This window comes from Capillibacterium thermochitinicola (assembly GCF_013664685.1).
Taxonomy (GTDB): domain Bacteria; phylum Bacillota; class UBA4882; order UBA10575; family UBA10575; genus Capillibacterium; species Capillibacterium thermochitinicola.
This window is the reverse complement of the sequence record NZ_JAAKDE010000007.1, coordinates 13,414-28,768: the sequence shown is the minus strand read 5'-3', so window position 1 is coordinate 28,768 and position 15,355 is coordinate 13,414. Positions and strand designations below refer to the sequence as shown.

Here is a 15,355-nt window from a genome sequence, read left to right as displayed (position 1 = left end):
GACGATGAAGAGCCCAGTGGTGGGTGCCCGGGGGGTTTTGGCGAGGCTAAATCCACCCCGGAGCGATGGGGTGGTTGCGTTGGCCGGGAACCCAAACACCGGTAAAAGCACAGTCTTTAATGGCTTGACCGGGCTTAACCAGCATACGGGTAATTGGCCGGGGAAAACGGTGACCTTGGCGAAGGGGAACTACCGTTATAAGAACAAACTGGTTACTTTGGTGGATTTACCGGGAACATATTCGCTCTTGGCCAATTCGGCCGATGAACAAGTGGCGCGGGACTTTATTTGTTTTGCAAAGCCCGATGCGACTGTGGTGGTGGTCGATGCCACCTGTCTGGAACGGAATTTAAACCTGGCTTTGCAGGTTATGGAGATAACACCAAAGGTGATCCTCTGTGTCAACCTGATCGATGAGGCCAAACGGAAGAAGATTGAAGTTGACTACGATAAACTGGCGGCGCTTTTAGGCGTACCGGTGGTGCCGACGGCCGCCCGGGATAAAGTGGGGTTGAACACCCTGAAAGAGGCCATCCACCAAATGGTCTTTCTGCACAAACATCCGCGGCCCCGGCCGGTTCGTTACAGCCAGGAGATTGAAGCGGCGGTTGCCAAAATCCAAAAGGAACTGGAACCGTATCTCCAGGGGAAGATTGATGCCCGGTGGGTGGCGCTGCGGCTGTTGGATGGGGACACCACCATTATTGCGGAGATTACCAAATACCTCCAAGAGGAGACCGCGGGGACGGCGCCAAGGGAGCAAGGGGCCGGCGGGCTTGAGGTGGTGAAGTGCTATAAGTAGTTGGGAAAAAGGTTTACAGCAGGTCATTACTGAAGCGCAGACGCTTGGGGCCGGGGTGGGGCCCGTGCGGGATTTAATCGTGGCGGCGATTTACGACCAAACCAGACTAATCACCGACCAGGTCGTGAGGCGCCGCGGGCCGGCCTATGATTTGGACCGGAAGATCGATGATGTCGTGACGTCGAAGCTCTTCGGGTATCCGCTTATGTTAGTCTTGCTCGGCGTGATTTTCTGGTTGACGATCAGCGGGGCGAATTATCCCTCACAACTCTTGTCCAACCTGCTCTTTGGCTTTCAAGACCATCTTACCGCGTTTTGCCAGCGGCTAAACGTGCCCGCTTGGCTGCACGGGGTGCTTATTTTGGGCATGTACCGTTGCCTCGCGTGGGTTGTCTCGGTAATGCTGCCACCAATGGCCATCTTTTTTCCGCTTTTTACTTTTTTGGAGGATCTGGGGTACCTGCCGCGGGTGGCCTTCAACCTGGACCGGCTCTTTAAACGTGCCGGGGCCCACGGGAAACAGGTCCTGACCATGTGTATGGGGTTTGGTTGTAATGCGGTGGGGGTGACCGCCTGCCGGATTATTGAATCGCCCCGGGAACGTTTGCTTGCCATCTTGACCAATAATTTCGTACCGTGTAACGGCCGCTTTCCCTTGTTGATTACCATGGCCATGGTGCTGTTGGGCGCGTTGGTTGGAAATACCAGTCCCTTTTACGCTTCGCTCCTCGTAGCGGGGGTGGTGGTACTGGGGATCGCGGTGACCTTGCTTGTCTCCTGGCTTTTATCGCGAACACTGCTGAAAGGGGTGCCTTCCACCTTCACCCTGGAACTTCCCTCCTACCGGTGGCCTAAAATCGGCAGTTTGTTAATCCGTTCGGTTATGGACCGCACGCTCTTTGTTTTGATGCGGGCGGTGACAGTCGCGGCCCCGGCCGGGGCGCTCATCTGGCTCTTGGCCAATATCAAGGCAGGCGATCTAAGTATCATCGGGCACCTGGCCGGTTGGTTGCAGGGTTTCGGCCACTTAATCGGGCTGGACGGTTACATCGTTTTGGCTTTTATTCTTGGATTGCCGGCCAATGAGCTGGTTATCCCCATCTTAATCATGAGTTATCTGGCGGAAGGGGTCATGCTGGAGCTGGATAGTATTGAAGCCCTCCGCGCGCTGCTGGTGGCCAACGGTTGGACCTGGCTGACGGCTTTGAATATGATCCTTTTTTCGCTCCTTCATTTCCCGTGCGGGACGACTTTATTAACCGTCAGAAAGGAAACGCAAAGCACCAAATGGACGGTGTTGGCGGCGTTAATCCCGACCGGGGTCGCCATCCTGGTTTGCTTCCTCCTCACCCAACTGGTTAGACTGGCCGGGCTCGTTTAGTTCTGAAGGCAAGATCGTTAGCATAGGCTAAAAGGAAAGCATTTGGTGGCAGGTTTCGAACCTGCTCCTTTTGTAAGGAGGCCGCTTGCGGTGGAAATGGTCTTAACCGAAAGTATGGAAGATTATTTGGAGATGTTTTACCGGATCGTTGCGCAGCAGGGCTACATCCGGCCGATCGATCTCTCCAATGCCATCAAGGTCAAACCGTCCTCCGTGACCAGGATGATTAAAAAACTGGATGAAGCCGGTTTTATCAAATACGAAAAGTACCGGAATATTGCATTGACCGAGAAAGGGATGGTCTATGGCCGCTTTTTGGTCTGGCGCGACGAAAAGCTGAAGGAGTTTTTCCGTTTATCACCGGAAAACGTTAAGGTCGAAGAGCAGGTCGAGGGGGTGGAACACTACATTACCCCGGAGACCATGAAGTTCATCCATAAATTGATCCTTTATTTTTCGGCCGATCCCGGACGGGTGCGGGAACTGGAAAAGGTCGAATGCCCGCCCGACGATCCAAACCGGGAAGATTTGAAGTATTTACGGGCTTGGCTCTTCCGGCATTCGGGTTGAGATTTAAAATTATACTTCCGCCGTAATCAATTGTTCCTTTGTGTGCTGGCCAAGGGGGCATGATTTGCATATCATAACCATACCCAAGCTTCAACAAGAAGTGATGGGAAGAGTTGAGGTGACCAAGAAGCGGGTTGAATGCATTATTGAGGTTCATGAGGTCAAAAGGGGGGAAGATCTTGGACCGGAGTTACGATCGGCCCTTTAAACCGGATACCCGCTACCTGGATTGTAAAACCGATTCGGTTTTGAGCTGTGGTCAAGGAATCGACGGTCTCGCCCGGCCGGTGCAGGTGGATACGGAGGGAGCGGTCAGTGTCCTGCCGAACGCTGCCGTTTATGCACAGGCGGGGAGGCTCTTTTCGGTCACTGATTCCATTGTCCTGCCGACGGGCGGTCCGTTTATCGCTTTGACTTTTGAAAACCCGGCTACCAATGGTCAAGTGATGTATCTGGAACAGGTGGCGGCTGGGATCTTTGTCAATGAGGTAACTGGAGAGCGGGTCGGCAACGAACAAACCATAGATCTCCTCGTAGCGCAGATTCCACAGGTCCGGGATGTGGACGAGACTTTGACGCCGGTTAATAACCTGAGCGGTTCACCAAGGACCAGTACTTTGCTGGTGCGGACGGTAGACGACTTTGACCTGGGACCTGTCCACTTCAGTAACATTTATCCCAGCGGTGAGATTGAACAGAATTTCCGGGGCCGGATAATTCTGCCACCGGGCCATATTTTACTGGTTTTAATCGTCAACCGGGCCAGCAATATCACCAATGCTTTGCTTGCCGTCACGATAACCTGGTGGGAACTGCCCCTGACGCCAAAAAAGCGTAAACGGAAACGAACGCGCGAGGAAGCAGGGGAAGAAGCAAAGAAAGAACAAGAGTAAGGAAATATAAATATATTTTGCCTTAACCAGTGGTATGCGCGGGTCTAACAAAAACAGCAGGAAAGAGGATCCCTGCTGTTTTTGTTTGGTATTCCAGGTTCCTTTTTCATATTCTCAATTAGAATTAAACTATCTCTCACCTATAATTCGGGTAAAACCGCGTCGATAATCAAGTTATCAAATTTTCCTTTGTATTCTTCATACTCCGCTTTATTCTTCACCGTCCAGCCAAGCAGCGGTATCCCCAATTTTTTCAGCCTCGCCAGCCTGTCTGGGGAGGTATTTTTTATCTCATAAGCAATGAAATGCGGGCGGCTGATGAAGTTTAGGAGCAGATGTTCCAAGACGATCTTTTTATACCACGGCAGGCGGGTCGTTCCCGCGTATTCTACTTCATAATCGCTTACTTCAAAGCTACCCGCCAGTTGCCCACGGGGAACCTCCGGTGCGTTTTGGCGAAACCACTGAAGGGTAAAGGGGTTAAAAGACATAATGGCGTATGGCCCCGGATATCCTTGTAACTCTTCGTAGAGCCGGCGTTCCATTTCCCCCACTTTACCCTCGTTTTTCACTTCGATGAAAAGGGGTACCCTCCCGGCGACCAAGGACAGGACATCGCGAAAGAGGGGAACGGTTTGCTCCGAACCAAAAATCTTGTACGCGGACAGTTCAGCAAAGGTCAGCTCCGCTAAATAACGGTCGACCCCCATTCCCCGCCGGAGTTTTTTGTCGTGGTAGACAACTAGTTGCTGATCGTTGGTCATCGCGACGTCCAATTCAATGGCATAACCTTCTTCGATGGCCTTGGCAAACGCCGGCATTGAGTTTTCCGGAACCAGATGATTATTGTCATGAAGGCCCCGGTGGGCAATTAACGGGTGGTAGAGCCACGGAAAGTTCGTGGGCTCCATCACCGCGACCGTCTTCGGTAACCGGTTAAGAAGGTACGCTACCCCGACAACGGTGATGATGATTATGCCGGACAGTAGTAATCTCGCCTTCGGCATCAATTTCCCTCCTCCGCCAGTGCAGAGTTCCTGGCCGGGTAGCCGCCCGTCCCGCTCGACCTGCCAGGCGCGCGGCGCGCATGCCGGCCCTTGTTGAGGCCATAAAAGGGCTTAACTATTTAACCCTTTTTATAATAATCCCGGTAAAGATGCTCGATCGAGCGGTCGTAAGTTCTTTCTCCCGACGCCGAAAAGAAACATCCGGGGACTTCACCGGACCGTCGGTGATAGGCGACACATTCGCAACATTTCCCGCGGCGGGAACAAGGGTAAGTACAAGTGCAGTTTGCTTTTGAATCGCAGGCCATCAGACTACCTCCTTTTTACCAAAGACAGTTCGTGATGACCACCGTTGATTCCTGCCCAAAAGAATCTTCCCTTTCAACAAGGGAAAAAATGGGCGTCCGAGAACAAAAAATATATAGGCAAAGATAAAGAAACGGGGTGGGAAAATGGAAAAAACTCTGGTGTTACTCAAGCCTGATGCGGTTGAACGCCGGCTGGTTGGGCGGATCATTGCTATTTATGAAGAAAAGGGACTTAATATCACTGCGCTGAAAATGCTCAAACCGACCAGAGAAATTGTGGAAGCCCATTACCAGGAACATAAAGAGAAACCCTTTTTCCAAAGCTTGGTTGATTATCTGACGAGAGGCAAGGTCTGTGCGTTGATCATTGAAGGGGAGAATGCAGTCAAAACGGTGCGCAAAATCAACGGTGCGACCGACCCGGCGGAGGCGGAGGCGGGGACGATTCGGGGACAATTTGCCCTTACGAAGGGTGAAAATCTTGTTCATGCGTCGGATTCTGTCGACAGTGCCGAACGCGAGATCGCGATCTGGTTTCCGGAGATCACCGATTAAAAATACAATTCTTTCGGCAATGGATCTTGCCTGGAACTACGGTTTAATACGACGGGTCGCATGTTGGTAACAAGTTTCGGAGAAGAAATCTATCCGCATGAATAGATTTTTTTTGCAAAAAGAATTGTCGAAGGGAAAAAGATATGGTAAAATTGTGTCACAATTATATGTAAATTATATGTTAAAAATTTGCGGCCGAAAAAGTGAGGAAGTGCGTGGCCCTGAAGAGGGGGGTGGCTCGGCAACCGATGCGAAGTTCTGATTCTATTTTGAAAGATCTATGGGACACATGGCAGCGGAAGGGGAAAGTTAGCGCGTGGTTCATCGCTTATTTGCTTTCCATCATCATAACCGCGGTTGTTTATTGGACAGGCGGGACAGTTACCGCCTATGCCAATCTGATGTATATCCCTATTGCCATTATGGCGTCAACCCACGGCAAATGGCACGGGGTGATTCACGGCATCATAAGCAGTTTGTTGATTGGCCCCTTCATGCCCTTGGATCGAGTGTTGGGGATAAGTCAAAAGACGATTAACTGGATTGTCCGCATGCTGATCTACGCCGTAAACGCCTTTGTCATTGGTTTTTTCTCCGACTATTACCGGCATGTGTATCAGGAAAGGGTAAAAAAGGAAAAAGAGATTGCCGAATCCAAGCTGGCTATGATTTATTCCCTGGTTAAACTGGCCGAATCCCGGGATGACAGCACAGGTGCTCACATCGAACGGGTCGCCCAAATCTGCCGGTTACTGGCCACCAACTTACGGAAGCGTAAAAAATACCAAGATTACATTGATGCGGACTTTATCGAAAAAATTACCCAGGTCAGTCCGTTGCATGATATTGGGAAGGTGGGGATCCCCGACTACATTCTGCTGAAGCCGGGACGGTTGTCGGAGGAAGAATATGAGGTAATGAAGGAGCACACCACAATCGGGGCGAAGACCCTCCAGGAGGTAAAGGAGAAATTCCCAAACAACCGGTTTTTGGATATGGCGATTGGGATTACCTATTTCCACCACGAAAAATGGGATGGGACAGGGTATCCTTTCGGCCTGGCGGAGGAGACCATTCCCTTGTCGGCGCGGATCATGGCGATCGCCGATGTGTACGACGCCTTACGGTCTAAACGGGTGTACAAGAATGCCTTTTCCCATGCCGAAAGCGTTAAGATCATCCAGGAGGAAAGCGGCAAGGCCTTTGATCCGGATATTGTTGAGGTTTTTATGGACATCCATGAAGAGATAAACGAGATCTATGACCGTTACAGTGGGAATCAAGAGCGTACCCTTGCCCACCTTGGAACTGGATATCTTGAAGGGACCGGAGCTTAATTGAAATTATAGCTTTCCAATATATTATGCATGCTGCGCCGGATATGTTTGTCCATGGCCTGTTTCGCTTTTTCAGGGTTTCGTGCTTGGATGAAGTGAATGATCTCTCCGTGCTCTTCAATGGATTTAAGGCGATGATCCGTTGCTTTGGTGGTTCTGCCGATCGACGGACCATTCCAGAGATCCATTAGGAAATTGTAGAGTTTCTGATTGTTGGCCGCCTTCCAGATGGTGGTGTGCAAGACCTGGTTATATGCAACATATTCGTCTTGTGTCAACTCGTTGATTTTTTGAAGGATCCTCTGCTGTTGCGCGTCGAGAAAGGAGGTATCCATCTGGTTGTTCGTGGCCCGTACCACCGCTTCACATTCCAAAAGAATGCGCATTTCATAGTGGTCCATGATAAATTTGGTGTCGATCTTCTTAACGACCGCCGTTCTGTTCATGCGTAATTCAACCAAGCCCTCGGAGGCCAACATTTGTAATGCTTCGCGCACTGGGGTCCGGGAGACACCTAGGTTTTTTCCGAGTTCGGTGAGGGAAAGTTTCTGCCCAGACTGGAATTCACCAGCTAAAATTGCTTTCCGAAGGATGGAAGCAACGCGAATCCGGGCGGGCATAATTTCTACTTGTTCCAGTTCCAAAGTCGTCACCTGCCAAATATCCTAAATATAACTATAACATTAGCTCCATAAGACTGTCAATTAAGGGGGAACGCCGAAGGGCATTAGCCCTCTTTTTATAATCGCAAAATCTGGCACGTTCAATTCTTTTTTCCAGCAAGGGCAGGGGCGAAAAAGGGACTTATGTTATGTAAATCTTAATAATATGTTTAAGAATTGAAATCAAAGATGTTGACGCGAGAAATAATTAATGGTACGATTAGGACAAGAAATTGTATACGATATACGATATGAAAAATGTATAATGCAATTATACTGATGAATAGAGAAAATACGCTAGAAAGGTGGAATGAAAGTGCATGCCATTGAGAAGATCCTGGCGAAGGCCGCGGGCAAGGACCGGGTGACGACTGGCGAGATCGTCAATGCCAAAGTGGATTTTGCCGAGATCAACGACCTCTACCTCCAGACTATTTACTCTTTCCGCGAGATGGGCGGGAAGAAGGTTTGGGACCAGGACCGGGTGGCGTTTGTTTTCGATCATTATGCCCCGGCACCCACCATTAAGTCAGCCCAGATCCATAAGGAAATGCGGGCCTTTGCCCAGGAAAACAACCTGACTTACCATTTTGACATCAACTGCGGGGTTTGCCATCAAGTAATGCCGGAACGGGGAGTGATCTATCCGGGGATGATTATTGTTGCCACCGATTCCCACACGACGACCCACGGTGCGTTTGGTGCCTTTGGGACCGGGGTGGGGGCAACGGATATGGCGACGGTCTTAATCTCCGGGGAACTTTGGTTCCGGGTTCCGGAGATCATTGAGGTACGGATTGAAGGCGTTCCGCCGAAGGGGGTTTACCCCAAGGATGTGATCCTCCATATTCTGGGGCAGATCAAAGCCGATGGTGCCGTTTATAAGGCCATTGATTTTACAGGCAGCTATGTTGAACAGCTGGACGTGGCCGGCCGGATGGTCATCTGTAACATGGCGGTGGAGATGGGGGCTAAAACCGCATATATGCAGCCTAACCAAAAAGTCTTGGACTATGTGGCGAAAAGAGCCGTCCGGCCCTTTGAAGTTCAGTATTCCGATGCGGATTTTGTGTATACTGAAAGCTATGTCTTTGACGTCAGTAACTTAACCCCCCAAGTGGCGGTTCCCCATAGCGTTGATAATGTCCGCCCGCTGGAATCGGTGGAAAAGGTCCGGATCAACCAGGGCTTTATCGGGAGTTGTACTGGTGGGCGGGAAGAAGATATTGCGGTGGCGGCACAGATCTTAAAGGGGAAAAAGCTTCCGCCTTATGTCCGCCTTGTGGTGATTCCCGCTTCAGCCGAAGTAATGCAGGCTTGTCTGGAGAAGGGTTATATCCAAACTTTAATCGAAGCGGGTGCTACGCTCTCCAGTCCTGGCTGTGGTCCCTGCCTGGGGGCCCACGAAGGGGTCTTGGCTCCGGGTGAAGTCTGCGTAACCGCTTCGAACCGGAACTTCCCGGGGCGAATGGGGAGTACGGAAGCAGAGATTTATCTGGCCTCGCCGGCGACGGTGGCTGCTTCAGTGCTGAACGGGTATTTAACCGATCCCAGAACATTGCTTTAAGGAAGAAAGGAGGGGTAAAGATGCAGAAAACCATCATTGGGCAGGTAATTGTTCTGGGAGATAACATCGATACGGACCAGATCTATCCCGGGCGTTATCTGGAACTGGTTGACCCAAAGGAGATTGGCCGTCATTGCCTGGCTGGGGTTGATCCGGAGATCGCTCCGAATTTTAAACCCGGCGGTATTGTGGTGGCGGGCAAGAACTTTGGTTGCGGCTCCAGTCGGGAACACGCGGCGATTGCCTTGATTAATATGGGGGCAAGCCTTGTCATTGCCGAATCCTTTGCCCGCATTTTCTTCCGGAATGCGATTAACCTTGGGTTGCCGCTGGTGATTTGCCAGGGCATTAGCCAAAAGGTAAAAGCCGGTCAGACGCTGGAAGTCGATTTGGACCAAGGTACCGTCAAAATCCAGGAGACGGGTGAGGTATTAGCCTGTGAAAGGCTCGGGGAACATGCGGCGAAGATCCTGGCTGCCGGTGGGATAAAGCCTTTGTTCCGGGCCCAACTGGGGATAAAGGAATAAAAGGATAAAAAAGGAGGGTATCTTATGCTGCCAATTGAAATTGTCTTCTTAATTGGAATGGCCTTTCTTCTCTTCCTGGCGTTAAAGGTAAAGGTTAATGCTTTTATGTCGCTACTGGGCACCGCTGTGGTGATGGGGCTGTTGGCCGGGATGCCGGCAACCGATGTGATGGGGGCGATCACCACTGGTTTTTCCAGTACGGTGAAGAGTATTGGGATTGTGATCATCTTCGGTATTATGCTCGGTAATTACCTGGAAGCCTCCAGTGCGACGACGAGGATGGCTTTGGATACGGTAAAATTGGTCGGTCAGAAGCGTTCCAGCCTGGCGATGGCCATTTCCGGGTATATCGTCTCAATTCCGGTTTTTAGTGATGCCGGTTTTGTTATCCTCTCGCCCTTGGTTAAAGCGATCGCGAAAAAAACGAAGATTCCTTTAGCCATTCTGGCGGTCTCCCTTTCGGCCGGACTTTTGGCCACCCATGTTTACGTGCCGCCGACACCGGGTCCGTTAGCAGCCGCTGGTATGCTGGGAATTGATATCGGCCGGGCTATTCTTTATGGACTTTTTGCTTCGGTTTTTATGGCCGGTGCCGGTTGGCTCTTTGCTGAGATTTACTTCCGCAATAAACCTGAGAGTTTCTACACTTTCCGGGAAGATGCGGAAACCCAGCAGGAAGTGGAGATGGACGAGGCCAAATTACCGGGTAGCCTCACCTCGATCGTGCCGTTACTGGTTCCGCTGGTCTTAATTGTCTTGAACACCACCTGTAATATGTTGCTGCCAAAGACTTCTCTGGTCGTGAAAGTTGCCAGCTTTATCGGGGATCCTAATGTTGCGTTGGCCATGGGTACATTACTGGCCATCGCCCTGCTGGGAAAACGTCTGGGCTCGAAAGCAGTTATGAAAACGATGGATGCATCTTTGAAGGATGCGGGCCCGATTGTCTTTATCACAGCTGCCGGTGGTGCCCTCGGCCAGATCTTAAAGGTTTCCGGGGCCGGCGATAAACTTGCCCAGATGGTGATTGATACCGGCTTACCGTTTATTCTGATCCCGTTTGCCATTGCAGCCGTCCTGAAGATCGTACAAGGGTCGGGTACGGTTGCGGTCGTTACGGCAGCGACGCTTTCCGCACCAATTGCGGCTCAGCTTGGCTTGGATCCAATACTGATCTTCTTGGCCTCTGGTGCCGGTGCCCGCTCCTGCTGCCATGTGAACGACAGTTATTTCTGGGTCTACACCAACTGCATGGGCTTTGACATGAAAACTGGTTTAAAAACGCTGAGCATTTCAAATATCTCCATGGCTTTGGGCGGGCTCTTGGCCACCTTTATTGCCAGCCTGTGGCTGTGATGGGTAGTTTACTTTAAGTAATGCCACTTCTTGTTACCGTAAATAATCCAAGCACTCTAAAGGAAACATTGGTACTGTTTTTCACGAATCCGCGGTGGGGATTTTCCCACCGCGGTTTTTCTTAAAGAAGTTGCTTAATTGCGGTTTTTTGTCACCCAAGGCCTTTTTCTGGGGATTTCTGGAGGGTTTCCCGATCTTTTATTGAATACAAAAGTATATTCCGTTTGCCGGTAAAATAAGGATGGTTCAGTATTAGTAAGTTTAGGATACATTGGTATTAAATTTCGGTAATTGACGCCGTTGATTGGTAAAAAAAGAGGATTAAGTCGATGAAAAGAGTCGCAAGAACTGTTCTGATGGCTGCGTTTAAAGAATTGCTGGCGGTGAAATCATTAGACAAGATTACGGTGAAGGAAATTTGCGAACAGTGTAATCTCCACCGGCAGACTTTTTACAACCATTTTGACAATATACTGGACCTCTTTAAAACTCTTTTTTATGAGGACTTGGCAAGGGCGGTCGGGCCCAACAAAACCCTTGGCACCTGGCAAAAAGGGTTTCTGGCCACGTTGAACTATTTGCGGAACAATGCCGCGATGATCATAAATGTCCTGCACTCCTCGTACTGGCCGGAGATTAGGGCATACTGTGGTACCCTTTCCAGTCGCTTGTTGGACAGGGTGATTGGCGAGTGCATGGAAGATCTGGGGGTCCAGTTGGAGGAGAATGACCGGCGCTTTATAGTCAATTTTTACCGGCGGGCCTTTAATGGGTTGATCATCGACTGGGCGAGGGAAGGGATGAAGGAAGAACCGGAGCTTGTGCTCAAAAAACTTTTAATCATGATTAGAGGAGGAATTACCCGTGCGATTACGGCTTTTCACGAAGAAAAGAACAAATAAGTTCATAGTATAAATAATCGAACTGATAACGGAGTTTTTCATCGAACTGGTTACAGAGCTGTTCGTTTAACCCCATGGCTCGACAGATTCAGATAAATGTCTATTGCCGTGCGTTGGGCAGAGATGTAATATAGATTTAACAGAATTAATTTTATAAATTGATACAAAAAGGAGGAGGTAGTTTGTTTACTTTTAACTATGCCGCAGGGGCAACGTTATTCAGCGTCTGGGGTGTCTGGCTTATTGTCTTTATCGCCCTTTTTGTTTTTAATGAAGTTTCACGGCGCTGGAAGTATGTTGGTCTTTTTAGCTTCACCGTACTGCCGGCTATCCTTTCGGTCCTTTGGTTTACCGTACTGAAAGACAAGACTTATACCGACTGGTTCCATTTGGCCAAGGTCTATTCCGCCACTGCCGGATGTCTTGGTTTTTGGTGCCTCCGGCATCTGCGCGGGAAAAACAAGGCAACCGGGGAAGAATGGCGGTTGGTGGAGAAAAAATGGGCTTTATGGTACCCACCGCTGATCCTGGCGATCAACATTCTGGAGGCGGTCGCCCGCGACCTTCAGATTGGGATCCAATATGCCGGCGGCGGGATGCTCGCTGACCAGGCGATGTATGTGGTCGGTGGTTCTTGGAATTACATGAATGCCATCGCCGGACTCCTGAACATTGTCACCATTACGGGATGGTACGGGATCTGTCTGCGCAAAGAGACCCCGCAAGACCGCAGTAAAGATATGCTCTGGCCTGATATGCTCTGGTTTTGGATCGTCGCCTATGATCTCTGGAACTTCGCTTATACTTATAACTGTCTACCGGGTCATGCCTGGTATTGCGGTTTTGCCTTGTTGCTGGCCCCGACGCTCTGCGCCTTTACGGTCGGAAAAGGAGCATGGCTCCAGCACCGCGCCCACACCCTGGCCATCTGGTGTATGTTTGCCCAGACCTTCCCGGCTTTTCTCGATGAAGGGGCCTTTGCCGTTGCTTCCACGTATAATACAACTGCCTTATTTATCACCAGTTTTGCTGCGTTAGTTGCCAATATAGCCGTATTTGTTTACATGATTTACAAGGTCGTCAAGACAAAGCGCAATCCTTATCTGGGCGAACTCTATACGGATCTGCGGGCATACCAGGAGATTAAAGCGCTTGCCGAAGAAAGCGGCGACCGCAAAGTATACCGGGAAACGCAGGTTCAAACTTTTGCTTAAAAAATGGCGAAAATTGGGATGGGTGTTTTTTCGGGAAAAGGGAACGTAAACAAATAACTACTCAGGTAAGAGACGGGGGAGCGTGAAGTTCTCCCGTCTTGTTATTACTAGTAAAATGATACTCTTGTTTTCGCTATAATTAATTACTATACTATAAAAGGATGGAGAGCGTTTTCGGATAATGGATGGATCTAAGTTGGCGATTTCGTGGGTTGACTAGTGAAAGAAAAGTAAATCCGAAAAAGAAAAAAGACAAGGAATTTTAAATGCCCGAAGGGTGTTGTTGTTTTGTGTATAAAGAACGCAAAGGAGAGCCTGTGGGGGTGGGGAGGTGAGCGCGGGATAATTAAAGAAAGGCCCAGGAACATCCCAAAGGATAAACGGCATGAATTCTAAACAAATCGAGAAAAAGACGTTCAATGCGATGTTCAAAGGTTTCGGCGGGATGAAAAACGCGCGGAAATATATCAAGGAAAAGAAACAAAAAACAATTGTAAAAAGAAAGAGGTAGGATGAATGAGTATTTTTGAAGTATTAATGCTGGTTTGTTTTGGTGCCGCGTGGCCTGCTTCGATCTACAAATCATGGACTTCCAAAAAAACAGCGGGTAAAAGCGTATTGTTTTTGTATGCGATCCTGATCGGGTATATCTCCGGGGTCTTGCACAAGCTCTTCTTTGCCTATGACGGTGTCATCTATCTTTACATTCTCAATGGGCTAATGGTCAGTACCGATATTATTTTGTACTATCGAAATGAGCGGTTACAGCGGAAAAAGTAAAACGCCAAATTTTCCCGCGCGCGGAGAGAGGGATTGGGTGGTCGGATGGTTGAATTTAGCGGTATACTGTTCGCATTGATTGTTGGCGTTTGTATCGGCAGTTTTTTAAATGTGGTTATCTACCGCCTTCCGCGTGGCGGGTCGCTTCTGTGGCCGCCGTCCACCTGTCCCGCTTGTCAGCACCGGCTAGCGGCCGGTGATCTGGTTCCGGTTCTCAGTTATATATGGTTGCGGGGAAAATGCCGTTATTGTCAGGGCCCAATTAATATTACTTATCCTGTCGTTGAACTGATTGCCGGTTTGACGACGGTGGCCTGGGCGCTACGTTTTGACAGTCAAGTTTCGGAACTTTGGCGGTTGATCGTGGCTTACACGATGATTGTTATTGCGGTCATTGACTTCAAGACACGTTTGATTCCGAATTGTCTGACTTACCCAATGATTTTGGGCGGTTTGGTTTACCAATGGGCCCAGAACGCGCTTGGATCGGCCCTCATCGGCGGCTTGGTCGGTGGCGGGCTCTTATTTTTGATCTGCCTTCTTTACCCGAAGGGAATGGGGATGGGCGATGTTAAGTTGTTGACCTTTTTAGGAATCTTCCTGGGTGTCGACGGTGTTCTGCGTACGCTTTTCTGGGGCAGTTTAAGCGGGGTTGTTCTTTTATTTCCTTTGGTGTGGAAGGGACGGATCGGTCGTCGACAGCCGGTTCCGTTTGCGCCGTTTTTAGCTGTTGGGGCTTATGTCGTTTTATTTTTCTAAACCCTGTTTTAACCGGCGGGGATTTGGATGGACTTCGCTTATCATCTTTTGTTACCCCGGAAGCAGCATGAGTGAAAGCTCCCCTTTTCGCAGGGGGGTTTTTCTTTAAGTCCTCTTTATGTTTTTCCGGACTTACTCTTTACCCTCTACCATAATCCCCACTTTTTATCCTCTTGCCCAGGCAACCAAGGCGCAGTCCATCGCGGAGTGGTAGTGATCTTACTTATCATCCATGCTTTTCACCTTTTCGCCCAGGGCTTTGGCCAACAGTTCGGCGGTGGCCAGATTGGTCGCCAGCGGCACATTGTGGACATCGCAAACGCGTAATAAAGCAGTGACGTCCGGTTCGTGGGGCTGGGCGGTTAACGGGTCGCGTAAGAAAATGACCATCTCAATTTCACCGGCCGAAACCATGGCCCCGATCTGCTGGTCGCCGCCAAAGGGCCCCGACTGCATGCGCTGGACGGGGATTTTACACTCCTGTTCAATCAGGCGGCCGGTCGTTCCGGTGGCGACCAGTTGGCACTGGGCAAAGATGTTTCTATACCGTTTTACAAAATCAATGATCTGGTGTTTCTTCTGGTCATGGGCAATCAAAGCGATTTTTTTCATGAACTGTCATCCTCCAGTCAGTTATTTTTCGGGTCTTTTTTGCTCCTGGAGTTTTAATTAAGGTTTCTTAGCTTACCCCGAAAAAACCTTCATGTTATCCAAAATATTTAGCCGGCGTAAGTG

The 15,355-nt window shown here is 49.7% G+C and carries 17 protein-coding genes; 13 read left to right on the top strand and 4 right to left on the bottom strand.

Annotated elements, in window-relative coordinates:
• Positions 1-4: 4 nt before the first annotated feature.
• From G5B42_RS03970 to G5B42_RS03955, 4 genes are all read left to right on the top strand, one after another.
• Positions 5-802: a FeoB small GTPase domain-containing protein gene (locus tag G5B42_RS03970; RefSeq protein WP_181339155.1), complete on the top strand. Its 798-nt coding sequence runs from the start codon at positions 5-7 to the stop codon at positions 800-802.
• A 64-nt stretch (positions 803-866) separates the two neighbouring features.
• A complete protein-coding gene (locus G5B42_RS03965; RefSeq protein ID WP_331274034.1) occupies positions 867-2,183 on the top strand; it encodes a nucleoside recognition domain-containing protein in 1,317 nt (438 codons plus the stop codon).
• A gap of 96 nt (positions 2,184-2,279) precedes the next feature.
• Positions 2,280-2,753 (top strand): transcriptional regulator MntR, encoded by a 474-nt coding sequence (mntR, locus tag G5B42_RS03960; protein WP_231133227.1) that lies wholly within the window; start codon positions 2,280-2,282, stop codon positions 2,751-2,753.
• Between the two features lie 155 nt (positions 2,754-2,908).
• Positions 2,909-3,646, top strand: coding sequence for a hypothetical protein (locus G5B42_RS03955; RefSeq protein WP_231133223.1), 738 nt, complete (start codon positions 2,909-2,911; stop codon positions 3,644-3,646).
• A gap of 140 nt (positions 3,647-3,786) precedes the next feature.
• Here G5B42_RS03955 and G5B42_RS03950 read toward each other — a convergent pair whose 3' ends face one another.
• Both G5B42_RS03950 and G5B42_RS03945 read right to left on the bottom strand, forming a co-directional pair.
• Positions 3,787-4,653 carry a glycerophosphodiester phosphodiesterase family protein gene (locus G5B42_RS03950; RefSeq protein WP_181339152.1) on the bottom strand — a complete coding sequence of 289 codons (867 nt, stop codon included), beginning with the start codon at positions 4,651-4,653 and terminating at the stop codon, positions 3,787-3,789.
• Between the two features lie 119 nt (positions 4,654-4,772).
• Positions 4,773-4,961, bottom strand: coding sequence for a DUF6485 family protein (locus G5B42_RS03945; RefSeq protein WP_181339151.1), 189 nt, complete (start codon positions 4,959-4,961; stop codon positions 4,773-4,775).
• 144 nt (positions 4,962-5,105) lie between these two features.
• Between G5B42_RS03945 and ndk the strand changes: the two genes are divergently transcribed.
• Together ndk and G5B42_RS03935 are read left to right on the top strand one after the other, a co-directional pair.
• The gene (ndk, locus tag G5B42_RS03940; protein ID WP_181339150.1) at positions 5,106-5,516 is read left to right on the top strand and encodes a nucleoside-diphosphate kinase; all 411 of its coding nucleotides are present in this window, start codon (positions 5,106-5,108) and stop codon (positions 5,514-5,516) included.
• Positions 5,517-5,785: 269 nt separating this feature from the next.
• Complete coding sequence (locus G5B42_RS03935; RefSeq protein WP_231133222.1) at positions 5,786-6,853, top strand: HD-GYP domain-containing protein; 1,068 nt, start codon at positions 5,786-5,788, stop codon at positions 6,851-6,853.
• On the opposite strand, the gene G5B42_RS03930 is transcribed toward G5B42_RS03935, so the two are convergent.
• Complete coding sequence (locus tag G5B42_RS03930) at positions 6,850-7,506, bottom strand: GntR family transcriptional regulator (RefSeq protein ID WP_331274033.1); 657 nt, start codon at positions 7,504-7,506, stop codon at positions 6,850-6,852. The two genes, G5B42_RS03935 and G5B42_RS03930, sit on opposite strands and share 4 nt — an antisense overlap.
• 325 nt (positions 7,507-7,831) lie before the next feature.
• Between G5B42_RS03930 and G5B42_RS03925 the strand changes: the two genes are divergently transcribed.
• The 7 genes from G5B42_RS03925 (at position 7,832) to G5B42_RS03895 (ending at position 14,620) form a co-directional block, all read left to right on the top strand.
• Positions 7,832-9,082 (top strand): 3-isopropylmalate dehydratase large subunit, encoded by a 1,251-nt coding sequence (locus G5B42_RS03925; RefSeq protein ID WP_181339148.1) that lies wholly within the window; start codon positions 7,832-7,834, stop codon positions 9,080-9,082.
• Between the two features lie 20 nt (positions 9,083-9,102).
• Positions 9,103-9,609 (top strand): LeuD/DmdB family oxidoreductase small subunit, encoded by a 507-nt coding sequence (locus G5B42_RS03920; RefSeq protein ID WP_181339147.1) that lies wholly within the window; start codon positions 9,103-9,105, stop codon positions 9,607-9,609.
• Positions 9,610-9,636: 27 nt separating this feature from the next.
• Positions 9,637-10,965, top strand: a complete 1,329-nt coding sequence (locus G5B42_RS03915; protein ID WP_181339191.1) for a GntP family permease — start codon at positions 9,637-9,639, stop codon at positions 10,963-10,965.
• A gap of 329 nt (positions 10,966-11,294) precedes the next feature.
• Positions 11,295-11,867, top strand: a complete 573-nt coding sequence (locus G5B42_RS03910; protein ID WP_181339146.1) for a TetR/AcrR family transcriptional regulator — start codon at positions 11,295-11,297, stop codon at positions 11,865-11,867.
• Between the two features lie 182 nt (positions 11,868-12,049).
• On the top strand, positions 12,050-13,081 hold the full coding sequence (locus G5B42_RS03905) for a DUF5692 family protein (RefSeq protein ID WP_181339145.1): 1,032 nt from the start codon (positions 12,050-12,052) through the stop codon (positions 13,079-13,081).
• Between the two features lie 516 nt (positions 13,082-13,597).
• Positions 13,598-13,861, top strand: a complete 264-nt coding sequence (locus tag G5B42_RS03900) for a hypothetical protein (protein WP_181339144.1) — start codon at positions 13,598-13,600, stop codon at positions 13,859-13,861.
• A 45-nt stretch (positions 13,862-13,906) separates the two neighbouring features.
• Positions 13,907-14,620 carry a prepilin peptidase gene (locus G5B42_RS03895; RefSeq protein ID WP_231133221.1) on the top strand — a complete coding sequence of 238 codons (714 nt, stop codon included), beginning with the start codon at positions 13,907-13,909 and terminating at the stop codon, positions 14,618-14,620.
• 219 nt (positions 14,621-14,839) lie between these two features.
• On the opposite strand, the gene G5B42_RS03890 is transcribed toward G5B42_RS03895, so the two are convergent.
• A complete protein-coding gene (locus tag G5B42_RS03890) occupies positions 14,840-15,232 on the bottom strand; it encodes a methylglyoxal synthase (RefSeq protein WP_181339142.1) in 393 nt (130 codons plus the stop codon).
• Between the last annotated feature and the right edge of the window lie 123 nt (positions 15,233-15,355).